Here is a 22,696-nt window from a genome sequence, read left to right as displayed (position 1 = left end):
ACTTAATCGTTTTAAATGGTAATTACTCGACTATTAACATTGACCGCAGTCTACATAATCAATCAGTGCACACGCGAAAACACTTATCGCGTAATTACATGCCAAATAACATAAAACCAAGATAAAAAACCATGCAAAATTGCCCATAACACAGACTCGTTAGCACTCCATGAAATAGCAATTGCTAGGGCCGTACCAAAAGAGACTCCATATTTTACTATTTCATTTCTTGAGTTTCTCATTAATTATATTCCTAATTTTTAACTTGTTAGCTACTTGATTTGCTTACTAAAACTGAAAGCTCTTTATCATCAATATTGATACTTGCTTCTTTGCTTAGTTCAACAACTAAAGAGGGAGCCATATGTTTTCCACCTAGTTTTAGGTCAGTTGCTAAACTAACAGTAGAATCATCAATTGGCGTTACTGTAAGAGCAAAACTATACGAATTATCAACTGAAACTGACGCCTCTTCGTTTGAATTTACAACTAAAGTAGGCGAGCCAATTAGGTTTTTATTATCATAAAATTTGGCCTTCACTACAAAACTATCATTAGCTTGTGCAAATGATACAAAGCCTAACAATGCTATAATTGCGATTAATTTTTTCATTATTATTTCCATATAAATTGATACAGCTTAAAGCTATTAAGGCTTTATTGGCTGTGATTTTTTAGCTGGCTATTTTCTAGTGATTGATGTTACATCGTTCACTATACTTTTCATGTGCTAAGGCACTTAATAGTGCCTATGAGTGTTTCTATATTTACACCAGAGAACTTTAATGTAAACAATAAATTAAATAAGCCATTTATTAGAGTAATTTGTGATACAAAAAACGACTTTTAATAATTTTATGGAGCACTTTAGATTTCGCCACACTGCAAATTAACAAAAAAGAGTCCTAATAGGTTTCATTGGTATATTGGGGAAGTAGAGTATTTAGGCAGGTTAGAGTGTAAGAATAAAAGGTGATGTAAGTTAACAGCACCTGTTTGAGTATTTACTTGGTTATATGTAATTTAGCTAGGTGGTATAAAAACGCTTAACCAATAGATTTGTATACATCAATACTACTGTTGGTTAAAAGCCCAGTAACCTGCGTACCAAACGCTTTAAAGTGTGGCTCGTTTTTATGCGCTTCAAAGTGCTCATCAGACGCCCATTGTTCGCTAACTACATAGTCAGTATGCTCAGCATCACTTTTTACCGATAGTTCATAACGTAAGCACCCTACTTCTTGGCGCGATGACTTTTGTAAGTTTTCAAGTGCTGTAAGCATCACATCTGCATCAATATTTTTGCACGACAGTGCAGCTATAACCGTTAACATGTGTATTCCTTCTTAAAAGTTAAGGTGTAGATAATCTACACCTTAAAATATTTAGTTTAACTTTGCGTTTGAGGTAAGTTTACTGATCCCACTGCGGCGCAAATTCTGGTGTTGCTTGGCGGTCGCCACAATCTAGGCCATCAATGCGGGCTATGTCTTCATCATCTAATTTAACGTGGTCGTTAAAGTTGTCTTCTAAGTTTTTACGCTTGGTTGATGATGGAATTGTCGTCATACCGCTGGCGTTAACCCATGCTAAAACAACTTGTGCTGGACTTGCATCGTGCTTTTTAGCAATGTCGATAATGGTTTGATCTTTAAGTACTTTTCCTACTACAAATGGCATGTACGCTGTTACATGAATGTCGTGCTGAGCACAAAATGCGCGTAAATTAGTATTAGTTAAATATGGGTGCACCTCAACCTGATTGGTAAATATTTCACGCGAGTCAAGCGTTTGCATTGCTTCATTTAAGTTTGCAATGGTGAAGTTTGATACACCAATGTGCTTAGTTAAACCAAGCTGCTTCGCTTTTAGTAATTCAGTGAGGTATTCACTCATTGGCTCATCGTTAGCAGGCGATGGCCAATGAATTAGTAGTAAGTCGACCGAATCAACTTGTAGCTTTTCAAGTGACTTTTTAACGCTTGGGATAAAGTCGCTTTTATTTAATTTGTTATTCCACACTTTGGTGGTTAAGAATATTTCACTGCGCGGAATATTACTATCTTTTATAGCTTGGCCTACTTGCTCTTCGTTGCCATAAATTTGTGCAGTATCAATATGGCGAAACCCAACTTCGAGTGCCATTTTTACTGAGTTATAGGCAGTGTCGCCCTCTAAGCGGAATGTTCCCATACCGAGTTCTGGCATTTCTATTACACGTTTTGTCATGGTTTATCCTTATAAAATAATCGGTTAAAAATACAAACTTCTCTGAAGTTTTACGAAATACACCTTTTACTTCTTATTACGACTGTCACTTAAAAATCTATGACCTCATAACAGGTATGAGGTCATTAATTTTAGTTTCAAGGTTAACAGGTAAGGCTTTATGCTTGCTGAATTTCACGTTTATCAAGCATACCGCTGTAGCGTGTAACACCAAGTGCTAAAACAGAGATAACGGCGCCTATCCATGCTGTATCTTGCAGGGTCATATTCTCTACTACGCTACCGCCAATAATTGACCCAAGTGCAATACCAATATTAAATGCGGCTATGTTCAAACCTGATGCAACATCTACCGCATTTGGCGTGTGCTTTTGTGCTTGCTTTACAACATAAAGTTGCAAGCCTGGCACATTGCCAAAAGCAAATGCGCCCCATACTAAAATAGTAAGTACAGCGGCAATTTTTGATTCCATCGTAAAGGTAAATATCAGTAAAATAATACTCAAAGCGCTGAATATAATGCTCAGTGCACTAATTGGGCCGCGTTTGTCGGCCAACTTTCCACCCCAAATATTACCTATCGCTACCGATACGCCGTAAACAAGCATTATTAAAGCAATAGACGAAGGCGCAAAACCTGTTTGTTGCTCTAAAATAGGTGCTAAATAAGTAAATGCTGTAAACGTGCCGCCGTAGCCTAATATAGTCATTAAATATACGAGTAATAAACGTGGTTTTACAATTACTTGTAGTTGCTCTTTAAACGTTGCTGGTATTGATTGTTTTAAGTTTTTTGGTACTAAAATAGAGCTGCCAATTAATGCAATTAGACCTAATACCGACACAACTAAAAACGTTGCACGCCAACCAAAGTGTTGTCCAATCAATGTACCTAATGGCACACCAGTTACTAGTGCTACAGTAAGCCCGGTAAACATAATCGCAATTGCACTGGCTTCTTTATCTTTGCTTACTAAGCTTGTGGCAATCATCGATCCGATTGAAAAAAACACACCATGGGCAAGCCCCGTTAAAATACGCGCAAGTATTAATGTTTCGTAACTTGGCGCTTGCCAAGCAAGTAAGTTGCCCAGTACAAACAAACCCATTAAGCTTATTAATACCACTTTACGATTCCAACGACCCGTTAAAGCTGTTAGCACCGGCGCACCAATTGCAACGCCAACCGCATATAAACTTACAAGCAAACCTGCTGAAGGTAGGCTTACGCCTAAGTCGTTTGCAATGGTGGGTACTAATCCCACTATTACAAACTCAGTTGTTCCTATTGCAAATGCGCTTAAGGTAAGCGCCCACAAAGCCAATGGCATAGTTATATCCTCATTAATATTTGAAGAATGTAGTTTGGCTAAAATATCGTTTGCAAAAAATAGCATTAGTGACAAAATACTTTTGTTAATAATGCAAAGATGGTGTTGGTATATTTATGGCTGTTCATTCAAAAACTGAAGATTTAGAAACGTTTATAACGGTAGTAGATTGCGGAAGCTTTTCGGGGGCAGCTAATTTGCTCGATCAACAAGTGGCTAAAGTGTCGCGAGCTGTATCACGCCTTGAATATACACTGCAATGCACTTTACTAAATAGAACAACACGCCGATTAGAACTTACCGAAGAGGGCCATACTTTTATAAAATATGCGCGCGAAGGATTAAATACGCTTTATACCGGTGAAGAAGCCATAAAGCTTTTAAAACAAGCGCCAAGTGGCAAGCTGCGAATAGATGCGGCAAGCCCTTTTGTATTGCACCAACTTACGCCTTTAATTGGCGAATTTGCCAAGCAATACCCCCACATAACGCTTGATATAACCTCACACGACAGCATTATTGATTTACTTGAACATAAAACCGATTTAGCCATACGCATTGGTGATTTAAAAGACTCAAACTTACATGCTCGTAAACTTGGCAGCAGCCAGTTACGTATTGTAGCCAGCCCAGAATATATAAAAAACAACGCAACAATTACGCAAATAGATGACTTACAAAATCATAAGTTAATTGGTTTTAGTGACTCCCCTAAATTAAACACTTGGCCGTTAGTAAAGCCCGCTTTATTTACGTTTTCGCTTAGCGCAAGCAGCGGTGAAACAGTGCGCCAGCTGTGCATTGCAAACCAAGGTGTGGCGTTACTTTCTCACTTTATGATTGGCAATGACCTAAAAACAGGTAAATTAGTTGAAGTGTTACCCAGTGCAGTTAGCTCTCCTAATAACCGAGAGGTTGTACAAGCCGTGTATTATAAAAACAGTGCGGTATCGTCTCGAATTGTGGCTTTTTTAGACTTTATAAAGCCACGACTAAGCTTATAACTATATTAAAAAGCAAGTTAAATTATGCTTGGTTATTAAAAAGCAAACCTGAATTTTTATTATCTGAAGATGATGAAAACATTGAATCCATTAAAGTAGATACATTTTTTCGCACTGTTAATTGTATCGACGATAGCTCACTATCGAGTTGCTTTTTAAGTTCGCTTAGCTCTTCTATCGCTTCCCCTGTGGGCGTATCAGAACTATTGGTCATTTCTCTTATTTTACTCTGTAAATCTTTAATTGACTCGATCGCTTTATTCATTTGAACTGCTGAATTGTCACTCGAATCTTATGTTTCGCTGCTAATGATAGACTTTGCGTCTTCAGTAGCTGCAGTAGAGCTCGTAGTTTTTTCGGCGTCTTTATTTAAAGAAGAGTCTGCTTTAGCCTCTGGACTTTTACTAGGATCATCCGTTTTTACAGTGTTTTTATTTAAATTACTTAGGCTTGAATAGTCATTGTATAACTGCGAAGAAAGAGTTCCAAAATTCATTTTTGCCTCATGTGTCTAAAAATTGACGACTTTATTTTTATAATTAGAAGCAATTATCATTCCAAATATGGTAACAAATTGACCATCCGTATTTTAAACGGGAACAGGACTTATAAATCGCCACGGGGTATTATTTTACTTAATTTAAAATGCGAGGAAAGCTATACTTTTAAAATACGCCTGCGAAAGGCTAAATACTTTATGCACAGATGAAAACGCCATAAAGCTTTAAAACAAGCGCCAAATGGCAAGCAGCTAATAGATGCGGCAAACCCTTTTGTATCGCATCAACTTACGCCTTTAATTGGTGAATTCGCTAAGTAATACCCTCACATAACGCTTGATATAACCTCACACGGCAGTACTATTAATTTACTCGAGCATAAAACAGACTTAGCCATACGTATTGGTGATTTATAAGATTCGAACTTACATGCTCGTAAACTTGGCCGTTAGTAAAACTCATTTTATTTACGTTTTCGCTTAGCGCAAGCAGCGGCGAAACAGTGCGGTATCATCGCGAATTGTGGCTTTTTTAGATTTCATAAAGCCTAGGCTTAGTTTATAAGTTCTGTATATTAATATTGATATGCTTATTAAACGTTTTAACTGATTTTTTGACGCTTTTTAATAATCAAAAAGTATAAATAATAAAAGTAGTAATTAAAGGTATTAATTAAAATGGATTCTTTAACGCAGGTAGCATTAGGCAGTGCTGTAGGTTATGCGGTATTAGGCAATAAAATAGGTCGAAAAGCCGTTTTATGGGGAGCAATTTTAGGCACGCTCCCTGATTTAGATGTATTTTTGCCATATGGCGGATCTGTACAAGCATTTACTTATCACCGTGGCTTTAGCCATTCGTTATTAATACATTTATTAATTAGCCCGCTCATTGTATGGCTAATATTAAAAGTACACGCGGGAATGCAAATTTATAAAGTGCGCTGGTTTTGGCTAGTATTTTTAAGTTTATCTACACATGCCCTATTAGACAGCCTAACGGTATACGGTACACAACTACTCTGGCCTTTTACTGAGTACCCCTTTGCGGTTTCTAGTGTGTTTATAATTGACCCCGCTTACACGTTTCCTTTATTGATTGGCGTAATATGTACGCTGATTCCCAAAATAAAAGCAGCAACGGCTTATCGTATAAATACAGCAGCCTTAGTTTTAAGTAGCCTATATTTATTCTGTGCTTTAATTTTAAAAGTAAATATTGATGACAAAGTAAAAACGGCTCTCAACAACAGGCAAATACCAGTAAATGCGTATGTTAGTACGCCTGCTCCGCTAACTACTTTGCTGTGGCGTATTGTTGTGATGTCTGACGGACAATACTACGAAGGTTATGCATCAGTATTTGACGCGCCCAGCGATATTACATTAACGGCTTATCAAACAACGCCTTCACTGTTAAATAATATTAGCGATGAATGGGCTATAAAACGCTTGCAGTGGTTTACTAAAGGGTTTTATTCGGTGCGCCAACAGCAAAGCAATATTGTACTTTCTGATTTACGTATGGGCATGGAGTGCAACTATGTGTTTAATTTTGTAGTGGGTCAAAAAAATGATTCAGAAGTGAGCATTGGTAACTTTGAAAAAATAAGTCAAAGACCAAACTTAAACAATCTTCATAAAATATGGAACAGGGTTTGGCAACCAAATGTGTCTTTAGCATCACCCGCTGCAAAAAATGACTGCAATAGCGAATAACGGCATATTATAAGGTTCATACTAGCATGAGGAAGTTAAGTGAAGTTCAAGCAGCAATTAAACTAAATAGTTCACTAAAGTGATTGCTGCTTTTTTTGCTGATACATTGCAACATCAGCATCTTGAATCATATCCTCAACTGATTTACCTGTATCGTGTTTAAAGTGTGTTACTCCTACACTGTAATCAATTTTGTATGGCTTGTTTAAGGTATTATTAGCATGCGCTATTGCATCCGCAAACCTTTGTAAAACAAACTCTGCTTTTGTCTCGTCTGAGTCGCTTAACATCGCAACAAATTCATCTCCGCCAAGTCGACCTATGACTTCACAATCACGAAATGAACTAAGCATAATTTGTGCAAATTTATTTAATACAAAATCGCCTTCGTGGTGTCCATAAATATCATTAATTTGTTTAAACTTATTGAGATCAAACAATATAAACGACATTGATACTTTATTTCGCCTACATACATTTAGCGTATGTTCGGCAAGGTTTAAAAAGCCACGTCGATTAGAGATTCTTGTTAACTCATCAATTGTGGCTAGTTGAATTGATTGAATTTCTCGCTCGACTAACGTGCCTAAATCTCTTAGTAATTGCTTTTCTTCATCATTGAGTTGTCTAGGTTTATTATCGGCAAGGCACAAAGTGCCTATAATGACTCCCTCCCTTAATTTTAAAGGAAAGCCTGCATAAAAGCGTACTTTAGGATCGCCTGTAACAAAGGGGTTATCAAAAAACCTTTCGTCTTGAGCTGTATCTGGGATTATTAATAACTCGTCTTGATTTATGGTGTGGCCACAAAATGAGGTTTCGCGAGGAAGCTCAGGCGCATCAAGCCCCTGTCTTGATTTAAACCACTGGCGGTCTTCGTCAATCAAAGTAACCAATGAAATAGAAACATTAAACATACGCTTGGCAATACGAGTAACACGATCAAAGCGCTCTTCATGAGACGTATCTAGAATTTTTAATGCTCTAAGCGCGTGTAATCGCTCAGCTTCGTTATTTGGAATCTCAGGTTTAATCATTAAAGCTCTATTAATTTTAAATGTTTTATAAATTACGAAACTGGAGCGAATATTTTCGAGTATATCATCCGATAAACTTATTTAAACTATAAACAGTCTGCCTATTCAAACTAGAACATTACCTAAAAATAGCAATAAATAAATATTTATAAATATCAGTAAGTCGTGCCTAAATAAAGGTAAGATTCAATACGCAAAAAATTATGATTTAAACAGGTGGGATTAGTGGTTGATACAACATAGCTACTCTTTAATGAAAAAGTAGTAGTGGCTATTTAGTTTTATTTAAATAACCACTGGATTTGGCATACTTACAAAAATAAACACTTTAATTTTGGTGCTCATATTGTCCACGGTAAACTTCAAATACTTTTAAAACAGTATGTTGCTCTTTAGTTAGGTTATCAAACCAATCATCAAACAGCTCATCATCTTCTTGCTCGCTTAGTGCCATATACCTTGCTAGTAACTCTACAATATCATTGTGGTTGCAGGTTAAAGGATTTACTTGTTGCGCCAAGGTACTGTGGTCGCGCTCTCTTAGGGTTTCCATCACCCCTTGATCAATTTGTTCTTGTTGTTGTGTTGCGTCACTCATACATAACCTCTGTAATAACTTTATAACCGTATTTGTTAACGTTTTAACTCTTAAATATAGTTATAACAGCCTAAACGCCAATAGCCAGCATTTTTGATTCAAGTGCTTATTTTTTGATTTGTTTGCGCAAATAGCCAGCAATTACGGCCTTTTTGAGGAACATTTAAATAATTTGCAATGGGAGAATAAATACGTTAAACTAAAATGATATACTATCACATATCATTTATTGAGGCGTATTATGAAACCAAATATTCATCCTGATTACCACGTGGTTGCTTTTCACGATACCGCTGCCGATTCTTACTTTATTATTGGCTCAACCATAAAAACGAGCCGCACAGTAGAAATAGACGGTAATACATATCCATACGTACCTATTGATGTATCAAGTGACTCGCACCCATTTTATACAGGCAAGCAAAAAACAACCGCTACAGATGGCCGCGTTGCGCAGTTTAATCGTCGTTTTAAAAGTTTATCGACTGTTAAAAAGGAAAAGGTATGAAAGTATTAAGCTCTCTAAAAAGTGCCAAGCAACGTCCGGGGTGTCAAATTGTAAAACGCAAAGGCCGCGTATTTGTAATTTGTAAAAACAACCCACGCTTTAAAGCAGTACAAGGAATGAAAAAGAAATAAGTTAAACGGGGATGCTCAACATATAATTAGGTAGCTTGCTTAAGCTACCTAATTTAGAGGGACTATTTTACCACTACTGAAAACTCTGGCACTGCCTGAATTACTTTTTTTACCGTACAGGTATTTACAGCTGCAATAAGCGCCTTTTTATACTTATCAGGGAAACCATCAGGTAAGTTAATCTCAATTGAAAATAGCTTTTTACCGTTGTCATCTACATTTTCGTTATTTTGAGTAAGCGTCATACCTTGCGTTGAAATATCACGCTGCTCGCAAAACTTACGCGCATAAAAACCTGCACATAAAACCATACTTACTAAAAAATAATCAAACGGTTCTGGATACTCTGCATTGCCACCAGCGTTTACGCTTTGATCGCTTATTACTTCTAGGTCGCCAAATTTAGCGCTTTGCTTTTGGCCTTCTAACATTGAAACTGAAATTTCCATTGTGTTTCCTTATATTTATTGCTGCAGATACCTTTAACGCAATTAGCTTAAAAGTAGCTACTAAAGATACATAGTGTCTAGGTTTATGAACCGAACAGTAATTCAAAGAACCCTGGAGGCTCGTGTAACTCATGATATTTTTTACGTAAGTTATCTATATTTTTCAGTGGTTCTTTTGCCGCACTTAGCCCCTGCTCGTTTGCTGCCTTTTTTGCAAGTTCAGCTTGAGCAATCACTTTATCAAGGCCCTGCAATGACTGCTCAGGTTTTTTGTAAAACTTAGCTGTTTTACTTACTTTTACTAGCTTTATAAATTCATCAATCGCAGTATTAAATTCACTAAGTTGAGTTGCCTGCACTGCTTGTTTATAAGCAAGGCCCGTATTTTTCATATTTATTTCAAGATCGACTTCTTGCTGCGCAAAAGACATTGAACTAAACGCAAAGGTAAAAATAATTACTAAATACTTCATGGTCAAACCTATTAATTAAAAACACCTAAATTGTATCAAGTTTACGTAGTAAAGTAACTTTACGAGCTGTTATGAGTACTTTGAACTGTAAAGGGGGTTTACAAATTAATCATTTTAAAGCTGCAATAGTGAAAAATATTCAAATAACGATTTTTTTTGAATAAAAAACATCTAATAAAAATCATTTTAAAAGAGTAATAACACACATAACCTTTACAAATAAGTACATATAACACTCACTGGCAACTTCAAATAAATAAAAATTTATATATGAATAATTATAAACCGCAAAAAGTTGACTTAAAAAACAACTGAAAATTTAACAAATAAAAACCAATGTTAATAACTAAAATACATAAGAAAAACTAAATGTAAAAAACCTCAGTAAATCATTTAAAAAGCTTTTGTAATTAATACCAAAAAACACAACAAAATTTCTTCAGGTTATTTCAAGTTACTTACTTTACAGTGAGTTAGCTACTTTTAATAAAATAATCAGCATGCAATAATCGCCGCCCTCATAATAAAGCTACATTGTATTTAATTACTAAAAATGTTCTCTGGGAATCAAATGAAACGTCATAACTTACTTTCTACTAGCATTAAATGTGCATTAATTACTGCTGCTGCAACAGCAAGTAATTCTGTGCTTGCACAAGATGAGCAAGCAACAAAAATTGAACGTGTTGAAGTAACGGGTTCACGTATTTTACGTGAAGGTGCTATTGCGCCTGCACCTGTTACAGTCATCAGTGGCGAGCAGCTAATGAATACTGGCGCAGTAAACATTGGTGAAGCGCTAAATAACTTACCTGCACTTGGCAATACATATTCTATGGCTAACTCAGGCCGGTTTATTGGTACTGCGGGTTTAAATATTCTTGATTTACGTAACATGGGTACAGATCGTACTTTGGTACTTGTAAATGGCAAGCGTCATGTATCAAGCTCTGCAGGCTCTCAATCTGTAGATACCAACACTATTCCAAGTGTATGGGTTGAACGTGTAGAGATAATTACTGGTGGTGCATCTGCTGTATACGGTGCTGATGCGGTAACAGGTGTTGTTAACTTTATATTAAAAGACAACATTGAAGGCATGGACTTTAGCGTTACACGTGGTTTTGCCGATTTAAGCAGCTACAACAACGAAAAAGCGACGTTTTCATACGGCTCTAACTTTGATAACGATCGTGGTAATGCAGCTTTTGCTATTGAGTACTCAGGCCAGGATTCATTAAACGCACTTGACCACCCATGGACTAGCACTTCGTTTAGTAGTTTACGTAATCAAGCCCAAACAGAAGCAAACAAAGATAGCGCAGCTTTCCCTGATAAAATTTTAACGCCTAATGCAGGTTATTACGCTATTAATAACGCCGGTGTTTATGCACTTGAAGATGGATATACTAATAGCTTTAATGCCGACAGCAGCGCTCGCAACTTATACATAGGTGATAATGTAGATGGCTTGTCGTGTGCAAACTGTGATTCGTTTAATCTTGGTCAATTTGAAGAGATTCAACCTGAGTTTGAGCGCTACAACGTAAACTTTAAAGTTAACTACGATGTTACCGACGACTTAAACGTTTACTTTGATGCAAAATACGTAAATAGCCAAGGCGAAAGCATAGGTCAACCTGCGTTTTTCTTCTTTGACGATGAAAACAGCATCAAAATCGACAACCCTTACCTAGACCCAGCCATTAAAGCACGTATGGAAGAGCAAGGTGTTGATTCGATCATGGTTAACCGCATGATGACCGACCTTGGCCGCCGCATTGAAAACAATACGCGTGAAACAACGCGCTTTGTTACCGGCTTAAAAGGCACAGTATTTGATGATTGGGAATTAGATACCTCAATAGTATACGGCCAAACTGATCTAGAGCGCGAAAATGGCGCTAACATGATTGTAGCAAATTACTTTAATGCACTTGATGCCGTTGAAGATACAAATGGTAACGTAGTATGTCGTAGTGCTGCAGCCCAAGCTGATGGCTGTGTTCCTGTAAATATTATGGGGTTTGGTTCGCCATCTCAACAAGCCATTGATTACATTAATACGGTATCTGTTGGCACTTCAACTATTAAGCAAACAGTTATTTCTGGCTCACTCGCTAATGGCGCTATTTTTGAATTACCAGCGGGCTATGTAGGTATTGCATTTGGTGCTGAGTACCGTAAAGAAGAAAGCGAAACTAAAGAGCCTGATAACGCTGAAGGTACTTTTTTTAACGCACTGGGCGAAGATAAGGGCTCGTTTAACGTTCGCGAAGTATTCTTTGAAGCGACGATGCCAATTTTAACTGATTTACCGCTTATTCAAGATTTAGTGTTTGATACAGCAGTACGTCATGCTGACTACAGTACGATTGGCGAAGCAACTAGCTGGAAACTTGGCCTTGATTGGACTGTAAACGATGAACTACGTGTACGTGTAACTCAATCTGCAGCACTTCGTGCGCCAAACATTAGTGAAGTATTTGGTGCAGCAAGCCAAACTTTCTACAATGTAGACGACCCGTGTCGCGCTGAAAACTTAGGTGACTTATCAAACGGTGCAACACGTACTGCAAACTGTGCCGCATTAGGCGTAGCGAGTGACTTTAACTCAGATTACGATTCAGCCTCTTTAGATGGTTTAAGCAGTGGTAACCGCGATGTAAAAGGCGAAGAGTCAACAAGTACAACTGTAGGCATTGTTTACCAACCAGAGTTTTTAGAAAACGCGCTACTTACTATTGATTACTGGGAAATTGAACTTGAAGATGCAATTGACACAATTAACGCGCAAGACATTCTTGATCGCTGTGTAGATAGCGCAACAGGTATAAACAATCAGTACTGTAACTTAATCACACGTAATGCTAATGGTGAAATTACTTTAATTCAAAACTCTGTATTAAATGTTGCTGGCCAAAAAGCATCAGGGATAGATTTTGAACTAGGTTACGATTTTGACGCGTTTGAAGGTAGCTTTAAAACACGCTTAATTGGTACTTACTTAATTGAACGTAAAGATTACCCGTTCCAAGACGACCCTAGTAACTACATTGAATACGCAGGTACTACAGGTGAAGCTAAGTGGCAAACTAACTTATCTGTAAGTTATGTTATGGATAACTTTTTCTCAACAGTTGAAACACGCTTTTTAAGTGAAGTCGATTTATACACAAATGTTGAACTTGAAAACAACCCTAACCCAAGTAATCAAATGTCTTACGGTAAATACTTTATTACCGATATGACTGTTGGTTATAACTTCGATAGCGGTTTAGGCGTTAAAGTAGGTGTTGATAACGTATTCAACCGTAAACTTCCGTACGGTTCACGTGGTACAAGCGCGGGTAGCGCAAGTTACGATAACATTGGCCGCTTTGGCTACATTAACTTAAGCTACAGCTTATAATTAATAAAATAACTTATTAGGGCGTGTTGATCATTGGTGGGTGAATTTACAGCAGTATGTTTGGTTTTTAGGCAAGGCAGAGCCTATGTAGTGTGGTTATTCCCCATAAATAGGCGATAACGCAGCATAAATACCAAACATGCGCTGCCCGAAGGGTTCTTTCTAGGGACGATTAACTCTTTGTTGCCTACATGGATGTAGGTAAGGGGCGTGAGCAGGACGCGGAAGCTTTGCTCGGTTTTTACTTAGCCCACTAGGTTACAAACCTCGCGTCGCGATTTAATCGCCCCTAGATTGAACAAATTTCAATCCACAAAGATCAACACGCCCTAGTTAAAACAAAGGCTCGCAGTGCGAGCCTTTTTAATAGGTCTTATTTAATATTACTCAGCCACACGCTTTGGTATGGTTCTAGCTCTATCGTTAATTGGCTTTCTTCAATCGTTTTATTTGCCACCAAATCAAACCACTTTTGGGTGTTAATTAAGTTTAAGTCGGCCAATGTGAGTGTTTGTGGTTTATCGCTAATGTTATAAACACAAAATATACTTTGGCGCCTGTCAATGCTTTGTCTCCAAAAACCAAACAACCCACCTGCTAAATGTAGCGTAAACTGTGTAGCATTGGGGTGAAAGGCACTCTGCTTTTTGCGTACTGCCAATAAGCTTTTTATGCCGTTAAACACTTTATGATGATGACTATACTTTTCACCAATTGCAGCCAGTAGCTTTGATTCTTGCCAACGATGACGATTTATAGCGCGGTTATGCTGTGAATTTTCAAATCGGTCGTAATCGTTAGTTGTACCCAACAAACTATGAATATAAAGCCCTGGGATACCTTCAAGTGCAAACATAATTGCGTGAGCACACATAAATCGCTCAAGGCCAAACTTATCGGGGCCATTGTGCGTCCCTTGAAGTGCATCAAATAAAGCAATATTTAGCTCGTACGGTGTATGTGTGCCATCGTTACTTGTACGCATAGATACACGACCACCAAACTGCATGGTTGTACTTACTAGTGACGCCACTTCGCTGGGTTGTAGTAAACCTTCAATTGGTCTGAGCCCTATTCCATCGTGCGAGGCTATAAAGTTAAAGTATGCCGTCCCATTTTGCGCAGGCGGCATGCTCATCATCCAATGCTTTATTGCAGTACTATCGCCGCTAAGTAATGTATGAAGCAACAATGGCGGCAATGCAAAGTTATAAATACTGTGCGCTTCGTTAGCGTTACCAAAGTACGATAGGTTTTCTTGGTTTGGAATATTGGTTTCGGTAATAATAACTACGCTGGGCTCTGCGTGCTCAATAAGTGTTCGCATTAGCCTTACTGCTTCATGTGTTTGCGGCAAGTTAATGCAACTTGTATTAAGCTGTTTCCACAAAAATGCAACCGCATCAAGCCTAAACAAACGCACGCCATTGTCTAAATAATGCCTAATTATTCCCACAAACTCTTTAAGTACATCAGGATTGCCAAAGTCAAAATCAACCTGATCGTGACTAAACGTACACCATACGTGCTTTTCACCGCTTGGCGTTGTTACAGTATTTAATAACGATGAGGTTCGCGGGCGTACAACTTGGCTTAAATCATCCGTTAAGCTGGCTGTTTTAAAGTAGTCTTTACCAGGGTGTAAATCGTTTAAAAAGTTCTCAAACCATACGCTTCTGCTTGAGCAATGGTTAATAACTAAATCTGCCATTAACTTTACATCTTTAGCGATGTTTTGAATATCTCCCCAATCACCTAACGATTCATTCACTTGCACGTAGTTCATTACGGCAAAGCCTTCATCTGAGCTATACGGGTAAAATGGCAATATATGCAGCGCATTTAACTGCATATCACATTGCTCTTTTATAAACCGGTGTAGTGTTTTAAGCGGTGCCTCCATTGGGCTCGATACGGCAAATTCACTATCATCGTGTTTAATAATAGAGTCGCCATAAGCAATCAATACTATATCTTGTTCATCCCATCGGTTTGTATGGGGTGTCGGGTCGCGCAGTGCATTGCTACCTAATATAATTTTAATGAGTTGCTGAGCAAGCTCAGTAACCGATAAAGGCAGCTCAACCCCCTCATAAATAATATGAAGATGTTGCTCTACTCGTTGTAAAAATAATTCGCTAACTGTGCTCACATGCGCCCCTAATATTTATTGTTTAGACTTATAGGCTAGTTAACCTGCACGCAGGTTAACTATATTCTTCGTTATCTAGCTCTACGGCTTCTTTTAAGCGCTCAAGTACGTCTGGCATTGCTGATACAACACGGTTCCAACTTGGCACAAATGGCGCTTCCATTGGGTTTTCTAAAAAGTGTTGCCCTGCTTCCATAATATTTTGTGCAAACATTTCTACTGCTTTTTCTTCTTGGTGTACATCAAGCGTTAACCCGTTCATAAGCGCATCGTTGTGATAGGTTTCAATAAAATCTAGCCCGATACGGTAGTAAGTCGCTTTTAATGAACGAATTGTTTCGCTGGTAAAAGTAACACCTTGTGTTGCCAGCTTTCTAAACAATGCCTTTGTAATATCAATCGACATTTTAGACAAGCCTGCGCTTTGGTCATCAAGTGAAAGTTCTTGGTGCTTATGATCGTAATTATCGGCAATATCTACTTGGCATAAGCGGTTATGCGAATAGTTACGATACATTTCACTCAGTACGCCTATTTCAAGGCCCCAGTCACTTGGAATGCGAATATCGTTTAAAACATCGCGTCTAAACGAAAACTCACCTGCAAGTGGGTATCTAAATGAGTCCATATATTCAAGGTAGTCGGTATTGCCTAAAATTGTTTTAAACGAGCGAAGCAGTGGCGTTACTAATAAGCGCGATACACGGCCATTAATTTTGCCATTAGCAGTACGCGGGTAAAACCCTTTACAAAATTCATAGTTAAAACGCGGATGCGCAACGGGGTAAATTAAGCGAGCAAGTAAGCTTCTGTCGTAGGTTAAAATATCGCAATCATGCAGCGCAATAGATTCCACCTCTGCTGTTGCTAATTTATAGCCCATGCAGTACCACACGTTACGGCCTTTACCCAGCTCACGCGGTGCAACGCCTAGCTCTTGTAATTCTTTATCAAGTGCTTGTAAGCGTGGGCCGTCGTTCCATAATACTTTATGGTTTTGGTTTAGCTCTTTAAAAAAGCCAAGTGCATGGCGGTACTGTGCTTCGTCGGCTCTATCTAAACCTATGGTAATTTGCGATAAATACGGTACTTCGCGTAATTCGCTAACTATATTTTGCAGTGCAGGGCCTTCAAGTTCACTAAATAACGAAGGAAGTATTAATCCCATTGGGCGCTGCTTGCTAAAAGTAAGTAGCTCTTTTTCTAGATCTTCTATTGGTCTGTCGGCAATATTATGTAATGTTGTAATAATGCCATTTTGATAAAAATCAGCCATGAAATGTTTGCTCCTCAGAAATACTTAAAATACTGCTAATGCACGGCAACGATGTTATTTCTTCAATCCAGCCCAGCGGTGCTGGCGATTGAGAGTATCGTGCTTTATTGTGCGACAATTTAACCGGTTTTTTACTCGCCGGATTAGCGATAATAATGGCGATATTTGCATGCTCTAACATTTGCTTATCGTTATCGCTATCACCAAGTGCAATGACCGTGAGAGGCTTTCTGAAATGATGGGTAAACTGTTTAACTAACCACTGCTGTGCAGCGCTTTTATCGGTATTTTTGGCAATATGAATGAAGCGCCCACCAATTTTTATATCGTAGCCGAGTGCTTCAACATCGTTTACAAAGGCTGTGAGTAATTCGTCGTTGCCATACCAATAAAGAGGGTCTGAATAATCGCGAGTTTGTGCGCGTCTTGCTTGTGCATCGCTAAGACCAGTAAGCTCTGATATTTGCTCACTCGATAAGTCACTAAACAATTTGTAATGCGCTTTGTAATCCGCCTTTAAAGTATTTAAGTCCTTTAATAAACTCGATAACGGCTTTGCCATTGCATAACACCAGTACGCGCCTATTTTTTTGCAACCTATAGGCTTAAGTTCAAAATAATCTTCTGGAATAAATACCGCAGCACCGTTTTCTACAATAAAAGGCTGCTGAATGTTTAAATCGTTTTTAAGCTCTATAACTTCGCAAAAAGTTTTGCTGGTATTAAACACCACAGGAATATGTGCATTTTGCAGCTGCTGTAATAACTCACTGATATTATTTGTATTGTAATCGGCGTGATCGAGTAATGTGCCGTCCAAATCTGTAAAAATAATAGGTTGAAGGGTGTCATCACTCGTTAGGTGCATACCGCTAATATCGCGGTTGCTATCAAGTTCAATTAAAGCGTTTGCTTTAGCGCTCAGTGTGTTTAAGTTCTCACGCGTAATGCGCTCAAAATGAGAAATAAAATACACCAATTGCTCGTTAGTCATGGTGCCTGAGCCTTCACCTTTTTTGGCTATTAGCTTTTGTTCTTGCTCTTGTCGCCATGTAAAAACATCACTAAAACTCGGTGCTTTTAGCATAATGGTATAATCAATTAGGTTAAAAACGGCTTTATATTCGTTTGCCAAACAGCTGTTTACACAGCGGCGCCAAACGCCTTCTTTATCAAATTGTTGCTCTAACTCGTTAAGCGGCTCACTCAATGAAAACAACGGTTGTGGCTCACTGCCCACGCACCACCCTTCTAAAATAACAATATCAACTGGCTTTTCGTTTGTTAGCCAATCACTTGCTGGCACGCAGTCGTCTTCGTGTTTATTAAAACGTGGAAGCGGTACGTTTACCTCTCCTGCCAGTAAGTTAGTTATTGTGCTATTCATTAACGCTACATCGTGAGTACCCGGTACTCCGCGAGTAGTAAAAAGAGGATGTACGTCTTTGGCAAGTTCACTACGTGCTTGTTTTGCTAAATAAAAGTCATCAATCGACAATGCAACACTGTTAAGTGGTGTGTTTTTAGAAAACCAGGTAACTAAAAAATCAGCGAGTGTTGTTTTTCCTGAGCCTTGGCATCCATTTATGGCAACAAAAATAGGAGTATTTGTTTTTTTAGATTCGAGGATGTCATGCGCGAGTGGAACAAAATATTGCTCACTCAAATATTGATACTTTAAAGGCAGTTGGTGTTTTGCTAAAAACGGGGTTATATCCACAATATTGGCCTCTGACATAGTAACTCCTTTGCATACGATGCGTTCTGGAAATTAAATGCAGGTAATAGACCATTATTATTTTTGTATATTTATTAATAGGTTAAAAAAATAGCGCATTATAAATGCGCTATTATGGTGCAATCTATTTAACTTACGTGCACTATTAACTCTCTTGAGGCTGCGCCTTAGGTAATACAAGGTTGAGCACAATGCCTAAAATAGCGCATAAACTTACGCCCTCTAAACTAAATTGGCTACCACCTATATGCATACCGCCAATACCGCACACCAAAATAAGTGCAACAATACTTAAGTTACGTGGTGCTGTTAAATCATCGCCCGACTTAACTAATGTATTTAAACCCACTACAGCAATAGAGCCAAAAAGTAGAATCATAATGCCGCCCATTACAGGTACAGGTATAGTCTGTAAGCCAGATCCCATTTTAGCAACAAAGGCTAAAATAATGGCGATAATGGCTGTCCACATCATTACTTTAGGATTGAAGTTTTTGGTAAGCATAACTGCCCCCGTTACTTCTGAGTAAGTAGTGTTAGGCGGGCCACCAAATAATGATGCCGCAGAAGTCGCAAGGCCATCACCAAACAAAGTACGGTGAAGCCCAGGCTTTTTCAAAAAGTCTTTATTGGTTACTTGGCTAATAGCCATCATATCCCCAATATGCTCAATTGCAGGTGCTATTGCTACAGGTACCATAAACAAAATAGCCTGCCATTTAAACTCAGGCCAAGTAAAGTTTGGTACAGCAAACCACTGTGCATTAGTCACTGCGTCAAATTGCACAACGCCCATGCCGAGCGATAAACAATAACCCGCTACAACCCCTGCTAATATAGGTATAAGCTTAAATACGCCTTTTCCCCACACTGCAAAAACAAGCGTAACCACTAACGAGAACAACGAAATATAAATAGCGCTGGTGTAATCAATAATTTGAATACTGCCGTCGCCACTTTTACCCATCGCCATATTTACAGCAACAGGTGCAAGCGCTAAACCAATAACCATAATTACTGGGCCTACAACCACAGGTGGTAAAATTTTATGAAGCGTTGCAACGCCTTTAAATTTCACTAATAAACTTAAAAGCATATAAGCAAAACCCGCTACCATTAAGCCGCCCATAGTGGCCGGAACGCCCCACATTTGTACAGCGGCAATAATAGGTGCAATAAAAGCAAACGATGAAGCTAAAAATATAGGCACTTGGCCTTTAGTCACTACCTGAAACAGCAAAGTACCAATGCCTGCGGTAAAAAGCGCAACATTAGGATCTAAACCCGTTAAAAGCGGCACTAATACCAGCGCACCAAATGCTACAAACAGCATTTGCGCACCCGTTAAAATAGTTTTTATTGAAAAGGTGTCATTATTTTGCACTTAAGACTCCTAAACAGTACCGAATATTTTGTCGCCCGCATCGCCTAAACCAGGGATAATATAGCCCTTTTCGTTTAAGTGGCTATCTACTGAGGCTGTAAATATTTCTACATCTGGATGTGCTGTAAGTGTTCTTTCAACACCTTCTGGTGCTGCAACTAGTACAATTACTTTGATTTCTTTACAGCCTGCTTTTTTAAGCATATCGATTGTGGCAATCATAGAACCACCCGTTGCAAGCATAGGGTCAATAACTAAGCTTAAGCGCTCATCAATATTACCTACTAGCTTTTCAAAATACGGTACTGGCTCTAGTGTTTCTTCGTTACGTTCAAGACCAACCACACTTACTTTAGCGGCTGGTAATAACTGCATAACACCATCCATCATGCCAAGACCAGCACGCAAAATAGGCACTACGGTAATTTTTTTACCTTTAATATGCTCTACTTTTAATTTATTGCCATCCCAGCCTGTAATTTCGTTATCTTCTAACTGTAGGTTTTTAGTTGCTTCGTAAGTTAATAAGGTTCCAACTTCAGAACATAATTCACGAAAGCTTTTAGTGCTAATACCATGCGCGCGCATTAGGCCTAATTTATGTTGAACAAGAGGGTGAGAAATAACGTGAATAGCCATGATGTAAACCTAGTGATAGAAGAATTTGCGGTATTTTATATTAAAAAAGGTCATTTGACCTGTAGTTTTAAAGAGATTTTCATACATCGTGCCAAAATGTATTGTTTTGCTTGATATTTATGCAAGCCATCAACCCGTTGTGTTTATTAAATATTACTCGCTAACCAGCTGTTTACTTGCTGTTGCATGTAAATATTTATTTTTTGATGCTCAGGGCTCCAGCCAGCTAAAAATCGATAAAAGTCAGCCCATGCAGCAGGCCATAAAGCGAGCCAATTGTCAGCTATTTTACCTGCTGGTGCTGTAGGATGATAAGTTGTAATAGCAGCCTTTAAATTATCAAAATAATACGCAAGATACTCATCAGCGCTTTCGTGTAATTGTGCATCACTTAAGCAACTGGTCATAAAATACATTACATCAATTATCCCGCAACCTGCTCCTATATATTGAAAATCATAACCGAGTATTTTACCACTCTCATTTGCTGCAAAGTTAGCAAGTTTTGCATCGCCATGAATCAGCGTTTTGTACGCACAACTTTGTAGTTGCTCATCTATTTTATGTGCAGCATTTTTAATATCGGACTTTTTATCAAGGTTATCTTTTAGTTTATTAAACTCATCTGGGCGCGTGCTTAAATGCCAGTAATTGCCTTGCTGCCATAATCCATCTGCGGGTTTACTTAAGTTAAACGCATGAAAGTGTGCAAGCCACTTTAATATAGCTTTAACATTTTGTAGCCCCGCTTGAGTAAACCCATGTTTGGTGAAGTCTTTAAACACCAGCGCGTATTCATCGTCTTTATTAATTGCACTTATACATTCAATACTGTGCGCATATTTTGGTAAATACTGGCTATAAAGCTTATAAAAAGTGTATTCAACGCTATAGGAATACTGCTTTCTTTCAAGCGCAAATTCGCTTTGCTTAATTTTAGGGTGGTGTATATAGCTGGGTATTTTAATCGCTTTAACAACACAGGCTTTATCATCAAGCTGGCACTGCACAATACTGCCACACCCACTCCAAAGTGATGTAAGCGTATCGCCAATTTCAATGTGCTTAAAGTGAGGTTGTAATAAAGGAATATAAAATGCCATAGCTATATTAAGTAATTAAATTTTTTGTAGTTTAACATTAGTGGGCGTTTTAAATAAAACTAAGGCATAAAAAATCCCCACTTGGTTTTATACAAGTTTGTATGTAAATAGTGGCCAAAATCACTATGCCACTGCACTTTGATTTTGAAATTAACTGGGTAAAACCATGTCTTCCTAGGTTGAGTATATCTAGGCATTTTAGCCTCATCAAAGTGATGAGGAGGTGTCCACTAAAACGGGTGAGGAGCATTATCCGTTAGAACGCCTTGTTATATGGCAATTATTCAACACAGAAAGAGTCTGAATTAACCGAAATAGTATCACCAGACTGCATTTCTATTTTAAACGTATTACCATCTTGGCTAGTTGTATTTACAGATGCTGATTGTCCCCAAGAATTTTCATGAGGAATACACACGTTTGTACAATCACTAAACTTAATTACGACATTTTCACGATGCAATTTCAAGCTTACAATAGTTAAAGCATTTACCCAATCAAATTCAATATTGATTAGAGTTGCATCATGTAAATTTAAATCTGCAAAATTAGCCATAATCGCCTTGCCATATAACGAGCCTGTAGATTAACTCGTTTTTTTATTTATTTTTATTGATAAACAAACCATAGCTGAGTTCCTATTTTGGTTCAATCGATTACTGTATTTTATGCAGAATATAAAGTGGGAGTTTGGTGTTGTTTTAATTGGCGTTTTGGACGGGATTACGGGTACTTGAGTGGCTTTTATTTAGGGTAAAAGCGCTTACCCTTCTTAATGCATCGTGTTTTGCAGCTTTTCTATATTATGAACAAGACAATACAGTTGCCATTGCGCATTCACTTTCGTTTGACCCCGTAAGGTCAATTTATTCATGCCTTTATTCACCGTAATATTCCCGAACACTGGCTCAATACACCCGAGTCGTTTGCTATATTGTCGTCGACCTATGGGGCTGTCTATTTTTACTTTCATTTTGTCTACATAGCTCAGCTTTTTGCGTGATTCATTATTTA

General features: G+C 38.1%; 24 protein-coding genes and 1 pseudogene. 6 read left to right on the top strand and 19 right to left on the bottom strand.

Features of this window, described 5'->3' with window-relative positions; genetic code table 11:
• Positions 1 to 83: 83 nt before the first annotated feature.
• The 5 genes from I6F48_RS04555 to I6F48_RS04535 form a co-directional block, all read right to left on the bottom strand.
• Positions 84 to 242: a hypothetical protein gene (locus I6F48_RS04555; protein WP_007378675.1), complete on the bottom strand. Its 159-nt coding sequence runs from the start codon at positions 240 to 242 to the stop codon at positions 84 to 86.
• Between the two features lie 26 nt (positions 243 to 268).
• Positions 269 to 613 carry a hypothetical protein gene (locus I6F48_RS04550; protein WP_197118914.1) on the bottom strand — a complete coding sequence of 115 codons (345 nt, stop codon included), beginning with the start codon at positions 611 to 613 and terminating at the stop codon, positions 269 to 271.
• 433 nt (positions 614 to 1,046) lie between these two features.
• Positions 1,047 to 1,334, bottom strand: coding sequence for a putative quinol monooxygenase (locus tag I6F48_RS04545; protein WP_197118913.1), 288 nt, complete (start codon positions 1,332 to 1,334; stop codon positions 1,047 to 1,049).
• A 79-nt stretch (positions 1,335 to 1,413) separates the two neighbouring features.
• On the bottom strand, positions 1,414 to 2,229 hold the full coding sequence (dkgB, locus tag I6F48_RS04540) for a 2,5-didehydrogluconate reductase DkgB (protein ID WP_197118912.1): 816 nt from the start codon (positions 2,227 to 2,229) through the stop codon (positions 1,414 to 1,416).
• 158 nt (positions 2,230 to 2,387) lie between these two features.
• Complete coding sequence (locus tag I6F48_RS04535) at positions 2,388 to 3,560, bottom strand: MFS transporter (protein ID WP_197119053.1); 1,173 nt, start codon at positions 3,558 to 3,560, stop codon at positions 2,388 to 2,390.
• A 116-nt stretch (positions 3,561 to 3,676) separates the two neighbouring features.
• On the opposite strand from I6F48_RS04535, the gene I6F48_RS04530 reads away from it, so the two are divergent.
• A complete protein-coding gene (locus I6F48_RS04530) occupies positions 3,677 to 4,564 on the top strand; it encodes a LysR family transcriptional regulator (protein WP_197118911.1) in 888 nt (295 codons plus the stop codon).
• Between the two features lie 22 nt (positions 4,565 to 4,586).
• Here I6F48_RS04530 and I6F48_RS21285 read toward each other — a convergent pair whose 3' ends face one another.
• The gene (locus I6F48_RS21285) at positions 4,587 to 4,829 is read right to left on the bottom strand and encodes a hypothetical protein (protein ID WP_002958664.1); all 243 of its coding nucleotides are present in this window, start codon (positions 4,827 to 4,829) and stop codon (positions 4,587 to 4,589) included.
• Positions 4,830 to 4,856: 27 nt separating this feature from the next.
• A complete protein-coding gene (locus I6F48_RS21280) occupies positions 4,857 to 5,060 on the bottom strand; it encodes a hypothetical protein (RefSeq protein WP_231609687.1) in 204 nt (67 codons plus the stop codon).
• 163 nt (positions 5,061 to 5,223) lie between these two features.
• Here I6F48_RS21280 and I6F48_RS21275 point away from each other — a divergent pair.
• Both I6F48_RS21275 and I6F48_RS04520 read left to right on the top strand, forming a co-directional pair.
• Positions 5,224 to 5,477: pseudogene (locus I6F48_RS21275) on the top strand (LysR substrate-binding domain-containing protein); the annotation flags it as partial.
• 264 nt (positions 5,478 to 5,741) lie between these two features.
• Positions 5,742 to 6,782, top strand: a complete 1,041-nt coding sequence (locus I6F48_RS04520; RefSeq protein WP_197118910.1) for a metal-dependent hydrolase — start codon at positions 5,742 to 5,744, stop codon at positions 6,780 to 6,782.
• 74 nt (positions 6,783 to 6,856) lie between these two features.
• Here the strand turns inward: I6F48_RS04520 and I6F48_RS04515 are convergent, their stop codons facing one another.
• Positions 6,857 to 7,819, bottom strand: a complete 963-nt coding sequence (locus I6F48_RS04515; protein ID WP_024593037.1) for a sensor domain-containing diguanylate cyclase — start codon at positions 7,817 to 7,819, stop codon at positions 6,857 to 6,859.
• 328 nt (positions 7,820 to 8,147) lie between these two features.
• Positions 8,148 to 8,417, bottom strand: coding sequence for a hypothetical protein (locus I6F48_RS04510; RefSeq protein ID WP_007580861.1), 270 nt, complete (start codon positions 8,415 to 8,417; stop codon positions 8,148 to 8,150).
• A 241-nt stretch (positions 8,418 to 8,658) separates the two neighbouring features.
• Here I6F48_RS04510 and I6F48_RS04505 point away from each other — a divergent pair, with 241 nt between their 5' ends.
• Together I6F48_RS04505 and ykgO are read left to right on the top strand one after the other, a co-directional pair.
• Positions 8,659 to 8,925: a type B 50S ribosomal protein L31 gene (locus tag I6F48_RS04505; protein ID WP_007580864.1), complete on the top strand. Its 267-nt coding sequence runs from the start codon at positions 8,659 to 8,661 to the stop codon at positions 8,923 to 8,925.
• Entirely contained in the window at positions 8,922 to 9,056 is a 135-nt protein-coding gene (gene ykgO / locus I6F48_RS04500; RefSeq protein ID WP_002958669.1) for a type B 50S ribosomal protein L36, read from the top strand. The genes I6F48_RS04505 and ykgO overlap by 4 nt, the downstream gene beginning before the upstream one ends.
• A 62-nt stretch (positions 9,057 to 9,118) precedes the next feature.
• Here ykgO and I6F48_RS04495 read toward each other — a convergent pair whose 3' ends face one another.
• Positions 9,119 to 9,505: an OsmC family protein gene (locus tag I6F48_RS04495; RefSeq protein ID WP_010553069.1), complete on the bottom strand. Its 387-nt coding sequence runs from the start codon at positions 9,503 to 9,505 to the stop codon at positions 9,119 to 9,121.
• Between the two features lie 83 nt (positions 9,506 to 9,588).
• Positions 9,589 to 9,978: a cytochrome b562 gene (locus I6F48_RS04490; protein WP_197118909.1), complete on the bottom strand. Its 390-nt coding sequence runs from the start codon at positions 9,976 to 9,978 to the stop codon at positions 9,589 to 9,591.
• 571 nt (positions 9,979 to 10,549) lie between these two features.
• Here I6F48_RS04490 and I6F48_RS04485 point away from each other — a divergent pair.
• Positions 10,550 to 13,390, top strand: a complete 2,841-nt coding sequence (locus I6F48_RS04485; RefSeq protein ID WP_197118908.1) for a TonB-dependent receptor domain-containing protein — start codon at positions 10,550 to 10,552, stop codon at positions 13,388 to 13,390.
• A gap of 373 nt (positions 13,391 to 13,763) precedes the next feature.
• Here I6F48_RS04485 and I6F48_RS04480 read toward each other — a convergent pair whose 3' ends face one another.
• From I6F48_RS04480 to I6F48_RS04445, 8 genes are all read right to left on the bottom strand, one after another.
• A complete protein-coding gene (locus I6F48_RS04480) occupies positions 13,764 to 15,542 on the bottom strand; it encodes a sugar phosphorylase (protein WP_165736388.1) in 1,779 nt (592 codons plus the stop codon).
• A gap of 55 nt (positions 15,543 to 15,597) precedes the next feature.
• On the bottom strand, positions 15,598 to 16,818 hold the full coding sequence (locus I6F48_RS04475; RefSeq protein WP_002958673.1) for a glycosyl transferase: 1,221 nt from the start codon (positions 16,816 to 16,818) through the stop codon (positions 15,598 to 15,600).
• Positions 16,811 to 18,556, bottom strand: a complete 1,746-nt coding sequence (locus I6F48_RS04470; RefSeq protein WP_197118907.1) for an HAD-IIB family hydrolase — start codon at positions 18,554 to 18,556, stop codon at positions 16,811 to 16,813. The genes I6F48_RS04475 and I6F48_RS04470 overlap by 8 nt, the downstream gene beginning before the upstream one ends.
• A 145-nt stretch (positions 18,557 to 18,701) precedes the next feature.
• Positions 18,702 to 19,940, bottom strand: a complete 1,239-nt coding sequence (locus I6F48_RS04465; RefSeq protein ID WP_197118906.1) for a uracil-xanthine permease family protein — start codon at positions 19,938 to 19,940, stop codon at positions 18,702 to 18,704.
• A 9-nt stretch (positions 19,941 to 19,949) separates the two neighbouring features.
• Positions 19,950 to 20,579 (bottom strand): uracil phosphoribosyltransferase, encoded by a 630-nt coding sequence (upp, locus tag I6F48_RS04460; RefSeq protein WP_007580883.1) that lies wholly within the window; start codon positions 20,577 to 20,579, stop codon positions 19,950 to 19,952.
• Between the two features lie 146 nt (positions 20,580 to 20,725).
• Positions 20,726 to 21,682, bottom strand: coding sequence for a DUF1679 domain-containing protein (locus I6F48_RS04455; RefSeq protein ID WP_197118905.1), 957 nt, complete (start codon positions 21,680 to 21,682; stop codon positions 20,726 to 20,728).
• A 280-nt stretch (positions 21,683 to 21,962) separates the two neighbouring features.
• A complete protein-coding gene (locus I6F48_RS04450; RefSeq protein ID WP_197118904.1) occupies positions 21,963 to 22,238 on the bottom strand; it encodes a hypothetical protein in 276 nt (91 codons plus the stop codon).
• A 216-nt stretch (positions 22,239 to 22,454) separates the two neighbouring features.
• Positions 22,455 to 22,696, bottom strand: a 242-nt coding sequence (locus I6F48_RS04445) for a transposase (RefSeq protein WP_197118903.1), incomplete at its 5' end; no start/stop codon positions are given.

Source organism: Pseudoalteromonas sp. SWYJ118 (genome assembly GCF_015864505.1).
GTDB lineage: Bacteria > Pseudomonadota > Gammaproteobacteria > Enterobacterales > Alteromonadaceae > Pseudoalteromonas > Pseudoalteromonas arctica.
This window is presented reverse-complemented; position numbering and strand designations above follow the sequence as displayed.